This is a genomic window from uncultured Endozoicomonas sp. (assembly GCF_947495845.1).
Taxonomy (GTDB): Bacteria; Pseudomonadota; Gammaproteobacteria; order Pseudomonadales; family Endozoicomonadaceae; genus Endozoicomonas.
In genome coordinates, this window is record NZ_CANMAO010000008.1 from 37,598 (window position 1) to 58,836 (window position 21,239).

At 47.1% G+C, this 21,239-nt stretch carries 23 protein-coding genes; 11 read left to right on the forward strand and 12 right to left on the reverse strand.

Annotated elements, in window-relative coordinates:
* Nucleotides 1-38 precede the first annotated feature (38 nt).
* Nucleotides 39-944: a dihydroorotate dehydrogenase-like protein gene (locus Q1B11_RS07925; RefSeq protein WP_299730275.1), complete on the forward strand. Its 906-nt coding sequence runs from the start codon at nt 39-41 to the stop codon at nt 942-944.
* A gap of 154 nt (nt 945-1,098) precedes the next feature.
* Here the strand turns inward: Q1B11_RS07925 and Q1B11_RS07930 are convergent, their stop codons facing one another.
* The 12 genes from Q1B11_RS07930 to gspC all read right to left on the reverse strand — a co-directional run bounded on the left by Q1B11_RS07930 (nt 1,099) and on the right by gspC (nt 12,534).
* A complete protein-coding gene (locus Q1B11_RS07930; RefSeq protein WP_299730278.1) occupies nt 1,099-1,881 on the reverse strand; it encodes a type II secretion system protein N in 783 nt (260 codons plus the stop codon).
* Between the two features lie 8 nt (nt 1,882-1,889).
* Nucleotides 1,890-2,408 carry a type II secretion system protein M gene (locus tag Q1B11_RS07935; RefSeq protein WP_299730281.1) on the reverse strand — a complete coding sequence of 173 codons (519 nt, stop codon included), beginning with the start codon at nt 2,406-2,408 and terminating at the stop codon, nt 1,890-1,892.
* On the reverse strand, nt 2,405-3,634 hold the full coding sequence (gspL, locus tag Q1B11_RS07940; RefSeq protein WP_299730284.1) for a type II secretion system protein GspL: 1,230 nt from the start codon (nt 3,632-3,634) through the stop codon (nt 2,405-2,407). Before gspL ends, Q1B11_RS07935 begins: the two co-directional genes overlap by 4 nt.
* Nucleotides 3,634-4,620 carry a type II secretion system minor pseudopilin GspK gene (gspK, locus tag Q1B11_RS07945; protein WP_299730287.1) on the reverse strand — a complete coding sequence of 329 codons (987 nt, stop codon included), beginning with the start codon at nt 4,618-4,620 and terminating at the stop codon, nt 3,634-3,636. The genes gspL and gspK overlap by 1 nt, the downstream gene beginning before the upstream one ends.
* Nucleotides 4,617-5,258 (reverse strand): type II secretion system minor pseudopilin GspJ, encoded by a 642-nt coding sequence (gspJ, locus tag Q1B11_RS07950; RefSeq protein ID WP_299730290.1) that lies wholly within the window; start codon nt 5,256-5,258, stop codon nt 4,617-4,619. The genes gspK and gspJ overlap by 4 nt, the downstream gene beginning before the upstream one ends.
* The gene (gene gspI, locus Q1B11_RS07955; RefSeq protein ID WP_299730293.1) at nt 5,255-5,638 is read right to left on the reverse strand and encodes a type II secretion system minor pseudopilin GspI; all 384 of its coding nucleotides are present in this window, start codon (nt 5,636-5,638) and stop codon (nt 5,255-5,257) included. Before gspI ends, gspJ begins: the two co-directional genes overlap by 4 nt.
* A complete protein-coding gene (gspH, locus tag Q1B11_RS07960) occupies nt 5,638-6,225 on the reverse strand; it encodes a type II secretion system minor pseudopilin GspH (RefSeq protein ID WP_299730296.1) in 588 nt (195 codons plus the stop codon). The genes gspI and gspH overlap by 1 nt, the downstream gene beginning before the upstream one ends.
* Before the next feature lie 7 nt (nt 6,226-6,232).
* On the reverse strand, nt 6,233-6,670 hold the full coding sequence (gene gspG / locus Q1B11_RS07965) for a type II secretion system major pseudopilin GspG (protein WP_299730299.1): 438 nt from the start codon (nt 6,668-6,670) through the stop codon (nt 6,233-6,235).
* Between the two features lie 18 nt (nt 6,671-6,688).
* Nucleotides 6,689-7,936: a type II secretion system inner membrane protein GspF gene (gene gspF, locus Q1B11_RS07970; protein ID WP_299730302.1), complete on the reverse strand. Its 1,248-nt coding sequence runs from the start codon at nt 7,934-7,936 to the stop codon at nt 6,689-6,691.
* A gap of 14 nt (nt 7,937-7,950) precedes the next feature.
* The gene (gene gspE / locus Q1B11_RS07975) at nt 7,951-9,546 is read right to left on the reverse strand and encodes a type II secretion system ATPase GspE (RefSeq protein ID WP_299730305.1); all 1,596 of its coding nucleotides are present in this window, start codon (nt 9,544-9,546) and stop codon (nt 7,951-7,953) included.
* Complete coding sequence (gspD, locus tag Q1B11_RS07980) at nt 9,543-11,573, reverse strand: type II secretion system secretin GspD (protein ID WP_299730308.1); 2,031 nt, start codon at nt 11,571-11,573, stop codon at nt 9,543-9,545. The genes gspE and gspD overlap by 4 nt, the downstream gene beginning before the upstream one ends.
* Nucleotides 11,574-11,634: 61 nt before the next feature.
* On the reverse strand, nt 11,635-12,534 hold the full coding sequence (gene gspC / locus Q1B11_RS07985) for a type II secretion system protein GspC (protein WP_299730311.1): 900 nt from the start codon (nt 12,532-12,534) through the stop codon (nt 11,635-11,637).
* A 395-nt stretch (nt 12,535-12,929) separates the two neighbouring features.
* Here gspC and flgB point away from each other — a divergent pair, with 395 nt between their 5' ends.
* The 10 genes from flgB (at nt 12,930) to flgK (ending at nt 21,227) form a co-directional block, all read left to right on the forward strand.
* Nucleotides 12,930-13,319 carry a flagellar basal body rod protein FlgB gene (gene flgB / locus Q1B11_RS07990; RefSeq protein WP_067515269.1) on the forward strand — a complete coding sequence of 130 codons (390 nt, stop codon included), beginning with the start codon at nt 12,930-12,932 and terminating at the stop codon, nt 13,317-13,319.
* A gap of 1 nt (nt 13,320) precedes the next feature.
* A complete protein-coding gene (flgC, locus tag Q1B11_RS07995) occupies nt 13,321-13,731 on the forward strand; it encodes a flagellar basal body rod protein FlgC (RefSeq protein ID WP_067515268.1) in 411 nt (136 codons plus the stop codon).
* 35 nt (nt 13,732-13,766) lie between these two features.
* The gene (locus Q1B11_RS08000) at nt 13,767-14,411 is read left to right on the forward strand and encodes a flagellar hook capping FlgD N-terminal domain-containing protein (protein ID WP_299730327.1); all 645 of its coding nucleotides are present in this window, start codon (nt 13,767-13,769) and stop codon (nt 14,409-14,411) included.
* 109 nt (nt 14,412-14,520) lie between these two features.
* Complete coding sequence (gene flgE, locus Q1B11_RS08005) at nt 14,521-15,738, forward strand: flagellar hook protein FlgE (RefSeq protein WP_299730330.1); 1,218 nt, start codon at nt 14,521-14,523, stop codon at nt 15,736-15,738.
* A gap of 25 nt (nt 15,739-15,763) precedes the next feature.
* The gene (locus tag Q1B11_RS08010) at nt 15,764-16,501 is read left to right on the forward strand and encodes a flagellar basal body rod protein FlgF (protein WP_067515265.1); all 738 of its coding nucleotides are present in this window, start codon (nt 15,764-15,766) and stop codon (nt 16,499-16,501) included.
* Nucleotides 16,502-16,554: 53 nt separating this feature from the next.
* Complete coding sequence (flgG, locus tag Q1B11_RS08015; RefSeq protein WP_299730337.1) at nt 16,555-17,340, forward strand: flagellar basal-body rod protein FlgG; 786 nt, start codon at nt 16,555-16,557, stop codon at nt 17,338-17,340.
* A 21-nt stretch (nt 17,341-17,361) separates the two neighbouring features.
* Nucleotides 17,362-18,063: a flagellar basal body L-ring protein FlgH gene (locus tag Q1B11_RS08020; RefSeq protein ID WP_299730340.1), complete on the forward strand. Its 702-nt coding sequence runs from the start codon at nt 17,362-17,364 to the stop codon at nt 18,061-18,063.
* Nucleotides 18,064-18,081: 18 nt separating this feature from the next.
* Entirely contained in the window at nt 18,082-19,212 is a 1,131-nt protein-coding gene (locus tag Q1B11_RS08025; protein ID WP_299730343.1) for a flagellar basal body P-ring protein FlgI, read from the forward strand.
* A gap of 11 nt (nt 19,213-19,223) precedes the next feature.
* Nucleotides 19,224-19,517, forward strand: a complete 294-nt coding sequence (locus tag Q1B11_RS08030; RefSeq protein WP_299730346.1) for a rod-binding protein — start codon at nt 19,224-19,226, stop codon at nt 19,515-19,517.
* Between the two features lie 72 nt (nt 19,518-19,589).
* Nucleotides 19,590-21,227, forward strand: a complete 1,638-nt coding sequence (gene flgK, locus Q1B11_RS08035) for a flagellar hook-associated protein FlgK (RefSeq protein WP_299730349.1) — start codon at nt 19,590-19,592, stop codon at nt 21,225-21,227.
* Nucleotides 21,228-21,239 lie beyond the last annotated feature (12 nt).

A 21,239-nucleotide genomic window follows, 5' to 3' on the forward strand; every position in this document is an offset into this window, starting at 1 on the left:
CGTTGCCTTGTTGTATGTGTGGTGATTGAGGAGTAAAGATGTTGGATTTGTCCACCCGGTACCTGGGACTAACCCTTAAAAATCCGCTGATAGCATCAGCAAGCCCTTTAACGTCCACCGTGAAAAGTGTGCAGCGTCTTGAGCGTGCGGGGATCGGGGCGGTGGTTCTTCCATCGTTGTTTGAAGAACAGTGCCTCAAGGGTGCTGCTCCTCAACAGTATCTGGACATGCTCCAGAAGACAAAAACGTCTGTAGAGATTCCTGTGATCGCCAGTATGAATGGTTACACTGAGGGCGACTGGCTAGCTTCAGCCGTTCAACTGGAAGAGGTTGGAGCGGATGCAATAGAGCTGAATATCTATTACAACCCACCATCTTTTGATGTATCTAGCCAACAGGTTGAGCAGGTTTATCTTGATATTCTTCATCGGGTAAAGAGCGAAGTTACCGTGCCAGTGTCGTTGAAGGTGGACCCCTTCTTCAGTGCGTTTGGCAATATGGCTCGTCAGTTTGATGAAATCGGTGTGGATGGTCTGGTGATTTTCAATCGAATGATTCAACCGGACTTTAATCTGAATACCATGCAGTTGGAAACCAGCTGGCCGATCAGTAAAGCCGGTGATATTGGTGCACCGTTGAAGTGGGTCAGTTCACTTCACGGTCGAGTCAATGCATCTCTCGCGGCAAGCTCTGGAGCCTTTGATCACGAAGACATTATTAAATATCTGCTGGCTGGTGCTGACACGGTAATGTTGGCATCTGCCCTGATTCGCAATGGTGCTGATTATGTTTCAGTGTTGTTGAAAGGCATCAATGTCTGGATGAAGCAAAGGGATTTTGCCAGCCTGAACGATATGCGTGGCCTGATGTCCCAAAAAGAAATTCAGAATCCAGAGGCTTTTGAACGGGCGAATTATATTCGTGCTGTGGATGGTGTTGTTTAAGTAAAGGTTTGTTTCAATAATACAGGGGCGTTGTTTTGACACGCCCTTTTTGATCTACGCAAATATCGACAGCGATATTCAGCACAGTGGCAATTTCACAGTGAAGTCTAAATTTATTCATCAAATTAATCGTACATTGCCAAGCAAGTAGTTGTTATAACCTTCCGTAGAACCTGACAGGAATATAGCCATTACCATCTGGCTGCCCCAGCAATTTGAAAAGCCGTTTGGTGCTTTTGGGAAGTGAGGCATCAGGTAATACATTACCGACGAACGTATAATTTCGCTGGATATTCATTTTGAAATCACCTTCACTTTTCAACATGGCTGATCGTTGTTGAATATTTGCAACTATTTCATGATTTTTACAGCTGAACTCAGCAGTTGAATTCCCCAAATCAAAGCGCCCGAATACACCAATATACTGACTTTCTTTGAACACTCCATTGCCGCTGAATTCAGTGCAGCCCTGTTTGGTCAATACCAGTTTATTCAGCTGAAGAGCTACGTTTCCGGTCACCTGCCCGGAAATCTGGTTGCCCATCCTATTGATAATCCATTGGGCAGAGGTAGTCACAACCGTAGTGTTCAGTTCAAGACTGTTCTGTGTCGCGACAATATTGCCGCTGGCTTCTAGTGGCAGGGTTGCACCACCTATTTGCAGATTGATGTTTAACTCGCCTTTCAGCAAGGCTTGAGGATGTAACTGCCAGCGAACGTCTGGAAAAGTCGCTACTCCCTTGCCCGTGCTGACTGACATTGTTTCTGCAGACCCGGACCATATCGATCCGTTAATACCTGAAAATTGTATGGGAAGCTGGCTATTTTTTACTAAGTGCCATGCTGTGGCTGCAGGAAAATTCACGAGAAGAAAGCCAATATAACTGAACAGAGCGACGCTCAGTACTAGCAGCCACTTATTAAACTTTCTGACCATGATAAGGGTCAACCCCGCTCAAGCTGCAGTCGTCGTACTTCTACAAAGCCTGTCGTGCCAGTAGATTCCAGCTGGATATTTTTCACCCGAACGCCATGATTCTCTTCCAGAGTGACTAACCAGCTCATCACACTGTCAAAACGACCATGAGGCAGGCTCACTTCGAGTATATCTCCCCGATTTTGAACTTTCTGAATGGATAGTTTGTACTGTCTGGCGATTTGCTGAACGGCTTGATCCATAGGCATATTATGAGTGGGTGAAATGGATACACCTGCTGAACGAAGTTTTTCAATCTGAGTTGCCTGCAGCTTCACCTTTTGCAATTGCACTTCACTGGCTATCAGCTTTTTTTCAGCAAGAGCCTGTCGTTCAGCCATGGGCGTAATCACACCCTGCCAGATTATCCACAGAAGCAGAATAACGACACCAGCTGAAGTAATGAACTGTTCTCTTGTGGATAACTGTTTCCAATGATGTAATCCAGAAGATGACCACTGTCTTGCAATATGTGGCAACGGGGTCATGATAATCCTCCTGAAATAACGACAATGCCTTTGACTTCATTTCCAGTACGTTCCAGAGCTTCAATAGCCATTGTCAGCTCATCACTGTTCACTGATTGCTCAAAAGAATCTCTGAGCTGATTGAATCGTTGAAAATCTTTGGCGCTGGCTTGAATACGTATACTTTGTTGCTCCCCATCAGGGCTGATAGAAAAGCTCATGGTATTTGCCTTAAGGTCCGGAAATGTCATGAGCAATGGCGTTATATGCGCCAACATCGTCAACATACTGTCCGATGACTTTTCTGGCTGCTGCAAAGCCTCCAGTTTTTGTTGTATCTGAGAAGATAATTTCACAATACGCTCACCAGGAAACAGACGTCTATAAACGTCTTCAGCTTGCTGTTGGTTAAACTCAGCCTGCTGTTCCAGTTGAAAGGTGTTCATTAATGAGTTGGTCGTCATCAAAGCCAGTAGCAAACAGGCAGCCAGCGCTGTCGATAACCAAGGGCGGAAAGACAGCTTCCAGTGGGATGTGGGTTGCCAATCGCCCTGAAGCAGGTTGAAGGAGGCTGAGTTAGCCTGTGGTGCAAGAGGGAGAAGTGGTGAGGTGGGCTTCGATGGAAGGTGATTGATCTTCACACCTTCATTCTTTTGTTTAAGTTCATCTAGAAAGAGCTCAAGCCATTGTGAATCGCAGGAAGCTGCTTGCCATTGACCATGACGAGAGATGATAACGTCATCTAATTCTAATAATGAACACTGACCTTCAATAAACGGCAGAGTCAGTCCATCCGGTAACCACTGTTCAGAAATCACACCGGCGGCAGTGATCCACTTTTGCCACAGAGTCATATCGTTTATGCTGATGGCAGCCAAATGCGCTTGATGGTCTCCATGATCCAGCAGTGCAAAGTGCAGGTTATCCACGTCTTCGCTGAATTCTTCTTCAAGGCGCCACTTCAGGGATTTACGCACAGCAGGCGTGAGTCGCCCTTGCACATCAAGGCTGTGAAGAGCCACTCTGGCCGATGGCACAAGAACCACGGTGTTCATGGACGACAGTGGACCATTGGTGGTGACAACATTGGCAAAGTGATCAATAAAATCGTTAACACATAGCCATGAGCCGCTGGCAACTCGTTGCTGATTGTGATTGTCTTCTTTCAAAGGTTCTTGAGAATACACCAGCCAGTAAACCGGCTGATTTATGTCTTCCGGTAACCGAATCAGTAACTGAGCACTCATTATACGCCCCCAAATTTACGGCGAATGACCGTGAGTTTATTGTCTTTTGAGCGAGCCAGCAGGCTTTTCAGCTTAACCTCGCTGTCACCGTAATTAGCGGTTGCACTCATTTCAAAAAAATAACTGTTAATGGTTAATCGTTCATTGATCCCTGAGTTATTGAAATTGGCCAGCAGAGTTTGACTGGTGAATTCTGCGATCTGCGCCCAGCCATTCCGTGGTCGTTTTTCCAGAATGGTTTGAGCATGGTCCACAGGCAGCTGGTCAATATACATCGCTGCCAGCAGCTCAGGTTGTTCAGGAGAAAGGGTGTTGATGTTGATAGCAAGGTCGCTACTGGGCAATGCACAAAGGTATGGCATGACTTTTTGTGCAATAGATCTGGAAACACCAGCCACTGCTCGCCACTCACTGATATCACGCATCGGAGTTTTACCGGATAAATACGGCATTGGTTGTGTAAGATAATCCTGATCCGTCGCTCCCTGCCTGAATTCTTCGCTACTGACCCAGTTGCGGGTTGCCATTGTAATTTGTTCAGCTTGCATAGGTGGCAGTGTCAGGTGTTCCAGTAAAGCAGTAAAAACCTGACCTTCGATGGTCAACTTTGACGCTCCATTATTGACAGAAGAGTTGGCAGCGGGTTTTGCCAATGCATTGATATTGAAACAAGACTGGGCATCTTTCAGATAACCGGATATCTGTCCGCCTTCCACGGGAAAAGCGACATTGGCTGTTGCCCAGCTTTGGCCGAGGTGAGTGATTTCAGGGTCGTCTTTAAATGTTTGCTTCAGGGTTTTTATGGCAAGTTGCTCACCAGAAAATGAATACCATTGCGCCTGTTTTTTTTGTTGAAAAGCGTCAGTTCGGATCATTTGCGTTCGGAAAGATCGCGTCAGTTCAAGGGCAAGCATGATCAAAAGGCTCAAGACCAATAAGATGCTCAGAAGCGCAATACCTGTTTGTCGCTTGTTCTTACTCATCATGATGCAGGTCTCCAGGAATCAGGAAGAAGATAACTGCGTTGAATACGACCAAGGTCATTCATTTTAAATTCTATGGAAATACCTTCCGGTAATCCTGCTTCAGGTGGCAGTGACTCCTGCCAGACATCACCGATAAAAAAACGAAATTGTAGAGAGTGAATGCCTTCTAGCAGTATTTGCGTGGCTGGCTCTTCATTGATGGATGCCGCATCCAGAACGTAATGATACTGTCGCTCAAGGCGATCTTCTTGCAGTCGGTAAAACACTCGTTGCAATTCTGGCCTTGGTAATCTCTGTTCAGGGTTTTGCCAACCGAAACGTACCAGTGCAAGCGCTTCGTCATCGCTGTTTAACATCTGTGAATCGCTGAACAGACTTTGCGCAGTGACCTGTCCGTCAACTCGAACTCCACGGTCAGCCAATTGCTGAAGGTCCTGATCAATGAGTAGCAGTGCATACTGAAGTTGTCGTAGACGTTCATTTTTTGTCAGAACAACGTCGTGCGCAGTTAATACACCATGGAACATTTGCCAGGCACTAAGACTGATCACACTAAAGATGGCGATCGCTGCCAGCATTTCCAATAATGTGAATCCATTGCTTGCTAAAAGTCGTGTTGATCGGCTCAACGGTGTCATCCCTGTTTAACCATATAGCTTCTTAGTGCTGTGATAATTTGGGCGCTCTCTTTTTGTTCCGAGCGAACTTCCACATCAATGGCCCGGAAATCATAACTGCTGGTTTTAACACTGCGGTAACGAGTGAACCATCGTTGTCCTGCCAGTTCATGCTCTCCGCGTTGCCAGTTTAGGCTGGGCCATTTTTTTCGAAGATGGAGCTCGGTCATCTGATTATCAGCGACCAGTTGTGCCAGTATTTTCTGCTCTAGTATCGGTGTGTTGCGGAGTGTTTCCCCGCTCAGGGAAAGCGCAGACATTCCCGCAATAGCAAGCAATGCAAGAGCCAGCAATACTTCAAGCAATGTGAAACCGTTAACTCTGAGAATTGTGGCGTTCATCACAATGCTGCCTCTGTCGTATTCATTGAACCAGATTCTTTTAGCGAAATGGACAGTGATCTTTTTGAGTTATCTACAGAAGAAAAGGTAACCTCGACAGGAGAAGTTGCGCCGTAGGACCAGAAGTAGATATCAGGAGAGGTTGCGAATGCTTCCTCATTGTCAGAAGGGGAATCATCAAACTGGAAGCCATGATCGTTTTCCATTTCGATGGTTTCTTGCCAGATAGATTCACCAGGTAGGATGGTCATCTGAAAGGCATCACTCAATTGCACAGCTGATAAGAGCCTTCGCTTGACGGGTTGCCACTGCCCTTGTTGATAAGTCAGAAATTGATAGCCCTCTGGTGTTTTTTGAATACCCGTATCACGGCCTGTGAGCAGAGCCTGTTCTTGAGCAAGTTGAGCCAATGCAATAAATTTTTTAGCTTCATTCTGCATTTTACGGCTACTGTCTTCTGGTATAAGAGATGGCAACACAATTGCAGTAACAAGGCCGAGCAGAAACATAACCAACATGATTTCAAGCAGAGTGAAAGCACGTTGATGGGTATGGCTGCAAGGCGGCTCTTGTTGAGTAGTTCGCATGTAAGTATCAGCTATCAAGATTCCAGTTACCGGTATCATCCTCAGTACCTGCCTGGCCATCAGGGCCTGCCGAAAATACATCCACGGGCCCGTGCTCTCCCGGGCTGAGCATCAAATACTCATTGCCCCATGGGTCTTTTGGTAAACGACGAATGTAGCCATTATCCCTGTAGGCTTTTGGTTTAGGGCGGCCTGAGGGTTTGCTGACCAATGCATCAAGCCCTTGTTGTGTGCTGGGATAGGTATTATTTTCCAGCTTATACATATCCAGAGCGTTCTCTAAAACGACAATGTCGTTAACCGCTTTTTGCTGATCGGCCTTATCTTTATTGCCAATCACATTTGGGGCTACCAAACTGGCTAACACACCGAGAATGACAATAACGACCATGATCTCCAGTAATGTAAAGCCTGCTTCATGAGGATGTTTATTCTTCTTTTTCATTGCAGTTTCCTGTCCATCTTAGCTGGCAATCAGAGAGTTCAAATCCAGCATGGGTGTTAAAATGGCCATAACGATAAACAGTACGACACCTGCCATCGTTACGATTAACAGCGGGCCAAAAATGCCCAACGCTATATTCACCTGGGATTCAAACTGTTGATCCTGATTATCTGCTGCGCGGGCGAGCATGTTGGTCAATTCGCCAGACTTTTCACCGCTGGCGATGATGTACAGCATCATTGGGGAGAAAAGCTCTGTTTGTTCAAGGGATTGCCAGAGTGTTGATCCTTCTTTCACTCGCTCCGCCGCTTTTAGCAGAGAGGCCTGCATATACTGGTTCGATAATACATTTGAGGCGATACCCATACCTTCCAACAGAGGAACGGTACTGCTGGTAAGAATACTGAGCGTTCTGGCGAACCTTGCACTGTCGACACCACTCAGTACGCCACCTAATATTGGTAACTTCAAAAACAAATGATCATTCATTAACTGAAGAGAGCGACTGCGTTTTAGTATTTGTTGTCGTATAACCAAGGCTATAAGAAGAATGCCGGTAATCCACAGGCCGAAAGAGCGGACAAAGTCGCTGATACTAATGAGCGCTTGAGTCATGGCTGGAAGCTGTTCCCCCATATGGGCAAATTGTTCAACCACTGTAGGAACGACAGTGGTCAACAAAGCTGCCACTACAGCAATCGCGACTACGGTTAGAATGACGGGGTAAATCATTGCCTGAATCAGCTGGCTATTGATTTTCTGTCGATGCTCTGTGAAGTCAGCAAGCCTTTCCAGAACGTGATCAAGGTGCCCTGATTTTTCACCAGCGGCCACCATGGCTCGATATAAACGGTCAAACGTTTTTGGGTAACTGCCAAGGCTGTCTGCGAGAGTTTGGCCTTCGAGAATTTTTGAGCGAACAGTCGTAATAATGGTTTTAAGGTGTGGTTTTCTGACTTGTTTGATGAGTGCTTTTAAACATTCCTCCAAAGGAATGCCGGCAGCAACCAGTGTTGCCAGCTGTCGAGTTAACAAAGCTACTTCCGCATTGTTTGCCTGTTTCTGTAATATAGGAAGCCTGCTTTTTGGTGCTGCCTCAGAACTGACTGTTGTTGCCCTGGCTTTGTGAGAAGCTTCTATAACACTGACGGCATTGAGTCCAGAAACTCTGAGCTTCTGTCTTACCTGACGGGGAGTATCAGCTTCCATTACCCCTTTATTCTTTTTCCCTTTTGCATCCAGGGCTTCATAGGTATATACGCTCATCGTTTAATACCTGCCTACTCTCTAGTGACTCGCATCACTTCTTCAAGCGTAGTGATGCCATTGAGAACTTTTTGAAAACCGTCACTTTGGATACTGTCTGTCGAATGACGTATTTCCTGTTTGATTGACTGTTCACCAGCGCCATCGTGAATCAGCCGTCTAACTGTATCGTTCACCAGAAAGAGTTCGTGGATGCCTGTTCTTCCGCGATAACCGGTATGGTGACATTCCTCACAACCGGTTGCGTGCCATAAACTTTGATCTGTCTTAAGTCCCATTACGCTCATTTCCAGATTACTGGCCGGTCTTTGTTCACGGCATTCTGGGCAAAGTACTCGCACCAGACGCTGAGCAAGTACGCCCAATAAACTTGATGACAATAGAAAAGGTTCAACCCCCATATCTCGCAAGCGTGTGACTGCACCGATAGCGGTATTAGTATGAAGTGTACTGAGCACAAGGTGGCCGGTTAGAGATGCTTGAATAGCGATCTCTGCGGTTTCCAGATCTCGAATTTCACCGATCATAACCACATCAGGATCCTGTCGTAGAATTGCCCTGAGTCCCCTGGCAAACGTCATATCTACTTTTGGATTTACCTGTGTCTGACCAATGCCTTCCAGATCGTATTCCACAGGGTCTTCCACTGTCAGAATATTACGCTCACGGTTATTAATGGTGCTGAGGCCTGCATAAAGTGTGGTGCTTTTACCGGAACCGGTTGGCCCGGTAACCAGAATAATGCCATGAGGCTTTCGCAGTAGTTGTTGGAATTGATCACCAAGACCTTCCTCCATGCCAAGATGAGCAAGATCCAGTTGAACGCTGTTTCGGTCTAGCAGGCGCAGTACAATTCGCTCACCGTGTCGGGATGGCAATGTTGATACGCGAACATCAACCGCACGACCTCCAATGCGGAGAGATATACGACCATCCTGAGGTACCCGTTTTTCAGCGATATCCAGTTTCGCCATGACTTTCACTCGAGAAACCAGTACCGCAGCCAGTTTACGTTGAGGCCGAAGAATTTCCCGCAGTACGCCATCAACCCGAAAACGGACAGTCAGATTTTTTTCATAGGTTTCTATATGAATATCAGAAGCCCCTTCCTTGATGGCTTCTCCGAGCATGGCATTAATCAGGCGAATGATCGGGGCACCGTCATCGGCTTCAAGAAGATCTTCATCTTCTGGCAATTCCTCGGCAAGTGCCTGAAGTCCTTCATCATTACCGATGTCGTTCATCAGTTGCCGAGCTGCTGAAGAGTCTTTCTGATAGTGTTCAGCCAGTCGCTTTTCAAAGTCATCGTCGGAAAGGTGGCTTAGAGATAGTGGTTTACCAACGAGCCTGCGAACTTCAATTAATGCGGAATTTTCTGGCTTATCTTTGAAAAAAAGTTGTGGGTTATTTTGATTGTCAAACGACAGTAGAAGATTAAATCGACGGGCAAAAGAAAATGGCAGTGCTTTATTAACACGGCTATCCAGTGATGTATTGGTGTCCTGAGCCCGCTTCTCAATGAGTACATCTTCTGACTGTGTAACAGCCTGTTGGGGTACCTTTTCGTTTTGAGGTGTTTGGCGTGATAGTGCTGCAGTATCTGACATCATCGTTCCCCGTGAAGCTGGCGAATTGATGTTGCTGAAACCTTAAATTCAGTATCACTGACTGGCTTATCTTTGGCAGGCTTGCCTTTAGTGCTTTCTGATTGTCGCCTAAGCTCTTCAAGGAGTTGATGGGCTGTTGGTTGTTCAGGGAGAACCGGGGTATCAAAGCCGGGCATCAGTGAGATCCCCTGATTTTTTTTATCCAGCTGATGGGCGCGAATCAGGTCATACTTTTGACCGCTGATGGCATTCATTGCCAGATCGTCCCGAATGATAGTAGGACGAAGAAAGATCATCAGATTTTTCTTAACTTTCTTACTGGATGTTGATCGAAATAGATGACCAAGAATGGGAATATCACCAAGCAAGGGGACCTTTGAAACACTTTCCTGAACGTTCTCATCCAACAAACCACCGATCACAACCGTATCCCCTGTCTTTACCATGACAGAGGTATTCACTTTTCGTGTGGAGAACGTCACGTCAACCGGTGTACGACCATTAATGCTGGAGACTTCCTGCTCAATCGTCAGCTTGACCGCATCACCTGCATTTATCTGAGGAGTGACTTTTAACTTAACGCCAACCTCTTTTCTTTCAATGGTCTGGAAAGGGTTGTCATTGTCTGAGCTGGCTGTCGAACCTGTGAGCGTTGGAACTTCGTCACCGACAATGAACGACGCTTCTTCATTATCCATGGTGAGCAGGCTGGGAGTCGCGAGCACATTAGATTCACTTGACGTGGTGACCGCCTGAAGCAGAGCAGTCCAATCACCGGAAGTGATGCTAAATGCGGCCCCTGAGACTTTGGCAAGAGCAGAGGCTAGTGCAGTGTAGTCGCCCGGCTTATCAGGGTTAACTGTTTTTGCACCAGTGCTATCAATGACAGTAGTCCCTTTTTCATCTTTGGCTTCTTTCATACCCACCAGAAGCTCGCCAATGGGCACGCTGGAACCGTCTTGAAACTGCATGAGGCTACTGCCATCGTTACTGGCCAGTTGAAAGGAAAGATTGATGCCATCGCCATCGGCTACTTCGACAATGATGGCCTCGACCATAACCTGTGCTCGTCGTATATCCAGTTGCTGGATAACAGATTCCATCGCTTGCATAACATCAGGGCGGGCTGTGACGATCAGGGCGTTAGTCTGTTCATGCGTCTCGATGCCGTAGTCTGTGCCAGCCGCACTCTGTCCACTCTTTCCTGTAGCAATCAGCATTTTACCCACGCCATCCAGCACTTTTTTGAGGTCATCGGCTTTGGCGTAATGCAGATAGAAGGCTTTTATATTGCCACTGGATTTACGCTCCGAATCCATCTGAATTAACAGAGTTTTCATTCGATGTAGGGTTTGAGCATCGGCTGAGAGGATGATCTGATTGCTGCTTTCATTACTGACAATGACTGGCGGCAGCCCACTGGGTTTCTGACCCTGAGAGACGTAAACCGCCATAAGAATTCTTTCCATCTCACTGGCGGATGCATGATGAAGCTGAATAATCTGAACACTGCGCATACCAGCCTGATCGACACGACGGACAACTTCGGCAATACGCTCAAGGTTATTGGCGCGACCACTAAGGATCAGAATATTTGATGGGTCATAATGAACGACACTGCCTGAGCTATTTACCAGCTGGCGTAGAATTGGAGAAAGCTCGCGCACCGGAACATGGCTGACAGGCAATACCCAAGTGACGACTTCATCTCCACCATAGGGAGCCTGATCTTCCAACTTTTTACCAGCCACAACGGGGATAGATGATGTGCGGGCATTTTTGTCAGGAATGATTTTTACCAGGCCACTGTCATCTTCAACGGCAGCAAAGCCATGAACCGATAAAACAGAAAGAAACATCTGATAATATTGCCGTTGATTCAACTGCTCATAAGCACGAATCGTGACTTCACCACGAACTGTCGGATCAACGATGATGGTCTTGTTCAGGTTGGTGCTGACGGTGTTAATAAACTCTTTTATCTCCGCTTTCTCAAAGCTGGCTGAATAAAGAGCACTATTTGCAGTCACTACTACTGGAAAGGTCAAAAGTAGAAATAGGAACGTTGCGCTCAGCAGCTTTCCGGTACTATCAGGAAGACAAATCAATTTCAAAACGCTGACCATCCCTTTCAATTGTTAGTGATATCTGTTGCAGTGATGAAAGTTGCCCGATAACTTTCATGGCCTCATTGTTGTCTGTTAAGTCAAAGCCATTGATCGCAATTGCCATGTCATTGGGTTTCAACCCAAGCTCAGAAAAGTACTGAGGATATTTTGCCGGATTAATTCGGTATCCCTGAAGTTTCCCATCTCGCCGTATAGGCGATATGGTGACAATTTCAGACCAGGCCTCTGGTTTTTCCTGAAGCTGATTTTTTAGATCCGAAATGTTTTTGGATGATTTTGTAATATGAGTGGCTGTTACTGTGTTGTTGGTTGCAATTTTTTTAGAGGCTTCTTCTGGGTACATCAACAGTGATTCATATCGTACACCGTTTTGGATAATGACCCGATCAGAATAAATAGCATCTACTGTCGCCTGTGTCCCTTTAAGGGTATCCCCCCTTCGATAGGTTAAATCAGATGAGCCGGAACGAATGATCGCGAGAGAATCTTCAGGGTTATTACTGAAAACCAGTCCGGTTATTCGCGCTGCAATTCGAGAGACCGGTATATCTTTTGGCACTGATTTTTTTACAGGTAGAGGAGGTTGGCCAAAAAGTTGAAGGCTCTTTAGTTGGTGCAGATTGCTTTGATCAGGAATCGTTGCCGCCTTGTTTTGCTGTAAGTCGGGCTGCAATTCCGCAGGTGTTGAGTCGGCATCTGACATCAGTAGCCAAGTGATTTGAGCGGATTCTCTGGCAATCAGCAAAATCAGGATTAGCAGGAAAAAGTACTTTAGATAGATGACATTAATGCGTCGAAAAAACGACTTCCGACTGGTAAAAATATGTCCATTACTGCTGGTTTTATTATTGTTGTATATCACAGCTTGCCCTATATCCTGGTAAACGTCTTGGGCTTGATGTCCATTTAACCATCATAAAAACCTGTCTAACAAGATGATGAACACATTTTTCCTGTTTTTTTGGTAAGTAAATGTAGGGCTGAGAAACAGGTCTTCATTAATATTTGCCATATCTTTGCATGGTTGATTGGGGCATTGCTTTGTAGGGGGTTGATTATATTGATGGTTTTCTGATTTTTAGCTTCTGGTATTTCATGGTTTTTCCTCCTGGTATTTAAAGTATCACTGCTTCAAACAGATACACATTTATGGCCTTCATTGACCAATTTTGATGGGCTGGTTTATATCATCATGTATTCGAATGTCACTTTTATGAAAGGGACAAATAATAAATGACCATGGAGTGGGATTGATATATGGCTATCAGCTTTGAAAATGCGCTTGGCGTTCACCCTCAGGCACTGGCTTTTCGTGGTTTAAGGGCCGAAGTGTTGGCAGGCAACTTGGCCAATGTTGATACACCAGGATTCAAATCACGGGATATCGAGTTTTCATCAGTACTGGATCAACAATTAAGAACACCGGATTCAGGGTTCAGGGAAGATCATATGAAATTGGGTCTATTTGCTGGCACCGGTGCATTGCAGTATCGAATGCCTTACCAGCAGACCAGCGATGGTAATACTGTTGAATTAGGTGTTGAACAGTCGTCTTTCTCCCAAAATGCTTTGTCTTTTCAAACCAGCCTCACGTTTGTGAAAAAGAAGTTCAGTGGTTTAGAACTTGCTATTAGAGGAGGTATGTAACGTGTCACTCAGCAATATTTTTGCGGTTTCCGGCTCCGCCCTTAATGCCCAGACGGTTCGTTTAAACAGTATTGCCAGTAATCTGGCCAACATGTCCAGCGTTGGTAGTTCTCCAGAGACGGCATACCGGCCACTGCGACCTGTATTCTCAACCATTTATGATGATCTGGAAGGTCAATCTGCCCGGGTGAATATTGAAGGCGTTTATAAAATGCCACCCAGTGACAACAATCGACGTTATGAGCCGGGGAATCCACTGGCGGATGAAACGGGTTATGTCTACTACCCGGATATTAATGTCATACAGGAAATGGCAGATATGTTATCAGCAACCCGCAGTTATCAGAGCAGTATGGAAGTGATGGTCAGTGCCAGGAAATTGCAGCAAACCCTTCTATCTCTTGCTGAGTAGTCGCTTTGGCTGCACAAAAGTATAAAGGATGATACGTGACAGGAATTAACCCGGTTAACAACACATCAGTAGCCAACACCTCCAACAGTGCTTCCGGTTCCCTTCAGGTGAATCAGGATCAATTTTTGAAACTGTTTATTACTCAGCTCGAAAATCAGGACCCCACCTCTCCGCAGGACACCAATCAGATGCTGACCCAGCTTTCCCAGATATCGTCAGTGGAAAGCTTGAACTCTATTGATGGTCGCATTAGTGGGCTAACCAGTTCGTTGCAGCAATCTCAAATGCTTGGTGCTGCGCAATTACTGGGGCAGAGCGTTCAGGTAAGCACCAATCGCCTTATAGTTAACGACGCTGACAGTGCTGTGACAGGTGAAGCTCAGCTACCGGTTGCAGCCAGTGATGTGTTGATTCGAGTTTATGACAATGCTGGAACAGAAGTCGCCTCCCGTTCGCTAGGTGCTTATAGCGCGGGTGTGGTTCCTTTTGAGTTTGAAGATATTAAACCCGGTGAATACACCATCACGGCGACGGTCGTTAATGGTGGTAATGCTTATGCAGCCGGAGTCTCACTCACTGGCAAGGTGTCTGGTGTTGAGACAACCGGACAGGGTGTGTATTTGAGATTAGCCAACATGGGGGCTTACCCATTGTCGTCAGTGGCTTCGGTTGGTGATTAAAAGGTTTTACTAAGAAGCTGTTCATGATCGTTTGCAGCTCGCAGAAAGATTGTGAACAGCTTCTAAGTCAAAACATCAAAAGAATTGTTTGAGTTCAGGGAGGAATCAAGTGTCATTCAAGATTGGTTTAAGTGGGTTGAATGCTGCCCAGAAGGATCTGGAAGTCGTCAGTAATAATATTGCCAACACCAGCACCGTTGGATTTAAAGGCTCCAGAGTGGAGTTTGCTGATGTTTATGCATCGTCGGTTGCGGGTGGTAATAGTCAGGTGGCGGGTGTTCAGGTATCTGGCATTAGCCAACAGTTTTCTCAGGGAAGTATCACTTTCACAGAAAATGCATTGGATATGGCCATTAATGGACAGGGCTTTTTTGTGGTCAGTGATAATGGTGAGTTGTCGTATTCCCGGGCAGGGTATTTTTCTCTGGATGCTGAGAATTATCTGGTTAATAACCTGGGGAATAATCTGCAAGGCTACTCTGCTGACAACTCCGGTAATATCCTGCCAGGAAGCCAGACGAATCTAAGAGTTGCCCAGGGAACCATGCCTGCACAGGCTACCACTCAGGTTGCGAGTTCAGCCAATCTTGATGCTCGGGAAACCGTACTCTCTGGTGTTATTGATCCAGCAGACCCAAGCACATTCCATTCCACCATGGCATTTGATGTTAACGACAGCCTTGGTTCACCTCACACGGTAAGTTTGTATTTTGCCAAGACAGCAGACAATACCTGGGCAGTGGACTTCTATTTTGATAATGGGGCTACTGCTGATTTGAGCGAAACCTTTACTTTTAATACTAACGGTAGCCTTGCGACACCTGCCGGAGGAACCGCAGCGTTGAACATTCCGCTGGGTGATACTCGTCTCTCCGGTTCTGCGGCAATGAACTTTGACGTGGATATTTCAGACTTTTCCCAGTTGGGTGCAGATTTTACGGTAAACAAGGTGACCCAGGATGGCTTTCCTCCAGGTGCTTTGACTGGGGTCAGGGTGTCTCAGGAAGGGATTCTACAGGCACTCTACTCTAATGGTCAGACGTTAACCCAAGGGCAGGTGGTACTTGCCGATTTTCCTAACGAAAACGGATTGATTCCTACCGGTGAAAGTCTTTGGCAGTCTAGCTTCGCTTCCGGTGCTCCGCTGATTGGTGCTCCTGGTTCCGGAATCATGGGAGAGCTGGAAGCGGGTGCACTTGAGCAATCCAATGTGGATATCTCATCACAGCTGGTTCGTTTAATTGAGGCGCAAAGTAACTACCAGGCCAATGCGAAAACCATTGAGACCAGTAATAACCTGACTCAAGCATTGATGAATATTATCTAGTCACGTTTTTTACAGGACGTAAATAATGGATAAAGCGCTGTATATCAGTTCTGCCGGAGCCACGCTGTCTATGCGTGCCCAGCAGGTGCATGCCAACAACCTGACCAACAGTAATACATTGGGCTTCCGTCGTGATTTTGTCAGCAGTTTATCGGTGGCATTGCAGGGGGATGGTTTTCAAAGTCGGATTATGTCGTCTGCTCGAGGGTTAGGAAGCAGCTTTGATGTGGGGGCTCAGGAACACACCGGCAGAAAGTTGGATGCGGTGGTAAGTGGTGATGGTTGGTTCACGGTAGAAACCATTGATGGTAATGAGGCGTATACCCGTGCAGGTCAGTTTCAGGTGAGTGCTGATGGTCAATTACTGACTGCCAAGGGGTTACCAGTAATGGGTGATGCCGGCCCTGTCCAGTTACCAGAGTTTGAGTCCATTGAGATTGCTGGTGACGGAACAATTACCATTATTCCTGCCGATGGCACAGGTGAAACAGTCGAAGTCGGTCAGTTAAAACTGGTTAACCCCGAAGTGACAGAGTTGCAAAAGGCATGGAATGGTTTGTTCGTTTCTGCCAATGGCGAAGCGCTGGATGCTGATCCAAATGTACGACTGAGGACGGGCTTTCTGGAAACCAGTAATGTCAGTGCTATGGATGAAATGATTTCGTTTATCTCGTTGAGCCGTCAGTTTGAAAGTCAGATGAAGATGATGAAAGCGGCGGGAGATTTGGCGTCATCGGGAGACCGGCTGATCAGAGAGCAGTAGTTTGGATAAAAGTCTGAATACAAATTTGGAATAAAACACACAGGGAGTGTGCGATGAATCCTTCACTTTGGGTCAGTAAAACAGGCTTGGCTGCCCAGGAAAGGCAGATGGCCATCATTTCCAATAATCTGGCCAACGTAAATACGGTTGGGTTCAAACGCGACAGGGCAACCTTTGAAGACCTTTTTTATCATATTCAACGTCAACCTGGTGCATTAAACGACCAGGACAATGAAGTACCCTCCGGCTTGCAAATGGGCACCGGTGTCAAAATGACGGGTACCCAGAAAGTATTTACGCCGGGAAATTATGACACCACCAATCAAGCACTGGATATGGCCATTATTGGTAATGGTTTTTTTCAGATGTTGCAGCCTGATGGCACGCCTGCATATTCCAGAAACGGGCAGTTTCAGATCAATTCCGATGGTGAAATTGTAAACGGCAATGGTTTACCACTTGAGCCGGGCATTGCGATTCCTGCTGATGCTACCGGCATTACCATCAGCGACGATGGCATTGTGATGGTTAAGCAACCAGGCATCATTGAGCCGGTTGAAATCGGTCAAATCACCTTGGTGAATTTCGTAAACCCAGCAGGTTTACAGGCCATGGGTGGCAACTTGTTTCAGCAAACCGTTGCCAGTGGTGATCCGGTAGAAGCACAGCCCGGTGTTGAAGGTCTCGGCTTTCTAAAACAGTTTACTCTGGAAACTTCCAACGTCAGTACAGTTGAAGAGCTGGTGAAAATGATCTCTGTCCAGCGCGCCTATGAAATGAACTCAAAGGTGATCTCGGCAGCGGATCAGATGATGCAGTTTGTGAATCAGACGCTTTAAGTTCAGCAACAGGAGTCTGGTATGAGAATAGTTCTGCTCGGTATTAGCCTGATTTTGGCCGGTTGTCAGAATCTGCCAGACATTACATCAGTGTCGCCTGTTTTTCAGGAAGAGCCTCAGGTTATTCCCGAGCCCGAAGTGCAACAGCCCTACATTGTAAAGTACGTGCCAAATGGCAGCCTGTTTAACCCCCGCTACGGCAACATGATGGTTTCCGACCGTCGAGCGTATCGTCTGGGCGACATTCTCACCATTGAGCTAAAAGGCACCACCAATATCAGCATGGGTGGGGGCAGTAGCGTCAATAAAAGCGCCAATATTGATATTCCCGACCCTACTTTATTAGGACGCTCCAGTGCGTCGATTTTGGGCAGTGGTCGTTCACTGGCAACCAGTATCCAGCCAACCCGTGAATATGGCGGTGCGACCAGTGCAAGTCGTAATAACAGTCTGGAAGGCAGTGTAGCGGTAAAGGTCGTTGAAGTTTTACCCAATGGCACGTTGCGTATTCAAGGTAACAAATGGCTGACCATTAACTCGGGTCGGGAACAGATTAAGATCAGCGGGCTTGTTCGTCCGGAAGATGTCAGCACCGATAATAAGGTGTCATCGGAACGACTGGCAGAAGCCAGAGTGGATTACGTTGCCCTTGGTGATAATGCCAATGCTCACAAGCCTGGCTGGTTTACCAGAATGCTGAATAGCCCCTGGTTTCCTTTTTAAGAGTGAAATGGAGGAGTTATGGCAGGACGCCATCAATTGCCAGTCATCTCATTATTTTTATTAGCTCTGCTCATCGCAGCCCCCGCCGATGCACGACGATTACTGGATGTTGTGGATGTTGAAGGTGTCCGCAGTAATCAGCTGATTGGTTATGGATTGGTGGTTGGCCTGGATGGCACCGGCGATAAATCGGCGTTTACCAAACAGTCTCTGGTGAACATGCTTCGTGATTTCGGGCTGACGATTACCAGTAATGATGTGAACTCTAAAAATGTCGCCGCAGTGACGGTGCATGCCTCGTTGCCCGCATTTGCCAGACCCGGTCAGAAACTGGATGTCAGTGTGTCGTCCATTGGTGATGCGAAAAGCTTACGCGGTGGAACACTGTTGTTTACGCCTATGAAAGGTGCTGATGGTCAAATTTATGCCATCGCTCAAGGCAGTCTGCTTGTTGGTGGTGTATCTGCAGAGGGCTTGGCTGGAAATGCTGAAAATCCAGGAGCCGGAAGTAAGGTTCAAATCAACAGCACCAATGGCGGACGTATTCCCGGTGGTGCTTTGATTGAGCGGGCCGTAGAAACACCTTTTAACTACGGCACTCATTTGGTATTGAATTTAAGAGAGCCTGGTTTTAGCTCCGCCCGCAGAATTGTAAAAGCCATCAATCAGTATTTTGGCCCCGGTGTTGCATCCGCCACTAACGGTGTATCTATTGAAGTGTCAGCCCCGAAGGACAGCAGTCAGCGGGTGTCGTTTATGGCCATGCTGGAGCAGTTGGATGTTGATATGCCCAGCCCAGCGGCTCGAATCATCTTCAATTCCCGCACTGGCACGGTGGTGATGGGCGAGAACGTACGAGTTCGACCTGCTGCAGTCAGTCATGGCAACCTTGTGGTTCGGGTCAGCCAAAATGCGACAGCCAGCCAGCCGACGGCCTTTTCAGAAGGAGGAACAACCGAAGTCGTTCTGAATAGTGATGTGGCTATATCGGAAGAAGCGTCGGCGATTTATCTGGTGCCGGAGGGCGTATCGCTGTCTGAAGTGGTGACGGCAATCAATGGCGTTGGCGCCACACCTACGGATTTGATGTCCATTCTAGAAGCACTGAAAGCTGCTGGCGCGCTGGAAGCAGAGTTGATCGTTATTTAAGGGAGAACTTTATGCTGAGTGGCGTGGGAAATATTGCAGATCCAACGATCTTGAGTTCAGCTGAACCGGATAATATCGACAGCCTTGAAGCCGCAGCGAAAGAGTTTGAATCATTATTTGTGAATGAGCTGCTCAAAAGTATGCGACAGGCCAATGAGGCGATGATGTCAGATACCGAGTCGCCCATGATGAGTAACGATACCCGGTTTTTCTATTCTATGTTCGACGCTCAATTGGCGGAACACTTAAGTGAACATGGTGGTTTAGGCATTGCTCAGGCATTAATCCGACAGCTCGGTGACTAATCTACACACTCCCCTCAAGAAGCTCCTTTTTCAGGTCGATGGCAATGTGAGCAAATTCCTGTTGGAACCATCATGAGCCTGACACATATTGCCACATCCGGCCTGCTGGCCAGCCAGAAAGCCCTGACGGTGGCCAGCAACAACATCGCTAATGCGGAAACCGAAGGCTACAGTCGTCAGGTTGTTCAGTTTCAGCCGACCTATACGCTCCATCCGGGTGTCGGGGCATTGGGTACTGGCATTAACTCCAGCTCAGTCAATCGAATTACCAGTCAGTTCCTCACTGCTCAGATGTGGGAAAGTCAGGCCATTGCCGGTGAAACGAAAACGCATTTGAGTTATTTGAACGATCTGGATCAGTGGCTGGGTAGCGACAATATGTCCCTGGCTAAAGGCTTCGATAACTTTTTTACCGCTTTAAACGGTGGCGCCGTCGATCCGGTGGAGTCCAGTACACGACAGGTGATTCTGGCAGAAAGTAACGGTCTGACAGGACGATTTAACACCCTCTTTAATCAGCTTCAGGGGCAGGCCGAAGTGGTCGGCCAGCAGCTGAATGCTGCAGCTAATCAGATTAATGGTCTGCTGACCAATATAGCCGGATTTAATGATCAGCTGAGAACGTTATCCACAGGCAGCCAGCCCGCCAACGAAATATTGGATCTCCGTGATCAAGCGGTTAAGGATCTCTCTGAGCTGGTGTCTGTTAATGTTCTACAACACGACAATGGCTCCTACAGCGTTTATATGAAGTCTGGCCAGCCATTGGTGCTGGGTAATCAGCATAACTCACTGTCCGTGGAAGGTTTGGTGGATGCTGCAGATGGTTTTCAGATGATTCTGCAAACCGGCAACACCAAGATACGAGTCACCGGCGATCCGGGTGGAACGGTGGGTGGTTTGCTGCAATATCAATCAGATCAGCTGGTTTACGCTCGCAATGAAATGGGGCGTATGGCCGTGGTGCTGGCTCATGAAATCAATACTCAATTGCAAGCCGGCGAAGACCTTAATGGCAACCCCGGCACGTCGTTGTTTAATGATTTGACGACACCGGTCGGTGCAGCAATGCCCCTTGATACGGTATCAACGGCAGTCACTGCCTTAACCATTACCGATACCAGTCAACTGCAATCCAGTGATTATGATTTTCGCGTTGATAACGCAGGCAACTATCGCGTGGTTCGACGGCTTGATAATACCGACGTTGCCGCCGGTGTTTTGTCTGGCACAGGCACAGATACTCTGACGTTTGATGGTATCGAGGTCAGTGTGGATGCCACAGCCACGGATCAAGCTTATCGCCTGGCTCCGTTAAGGTACGGTGCCCGGGAAATCCAAACCATGATGTCGGATCCTTCGGCTCTGGCGTTTGCTGCACCTGGAAATGGCATAGGCGACAACAGTAATTTGCTGGATTTAGTCGCCATTCAATCCAAAGGTCTTATCAATGGCGGCACCAGTACATTGGTGACGGCGTATTCCGGTTTTGTGGGTGAAGTCGCGGTGCAAACATCTCGAAGTAAAACCGAAGCGGCTGGTGGGCAGGCATTATTGTCGCAGGTTGAGTCTGCTGTCGGCACCTACAGCGGTGTTAATTTGGATGAAGAAGCTGCCAGTATTTTACGATTCCAGCAACTTTACAGTGCCAATGCCCGGGTGATTTCTGTCGCACGATCAACCTTTGATGCGCTGCTGGCTATGTTTTAAGGGAAATACTTT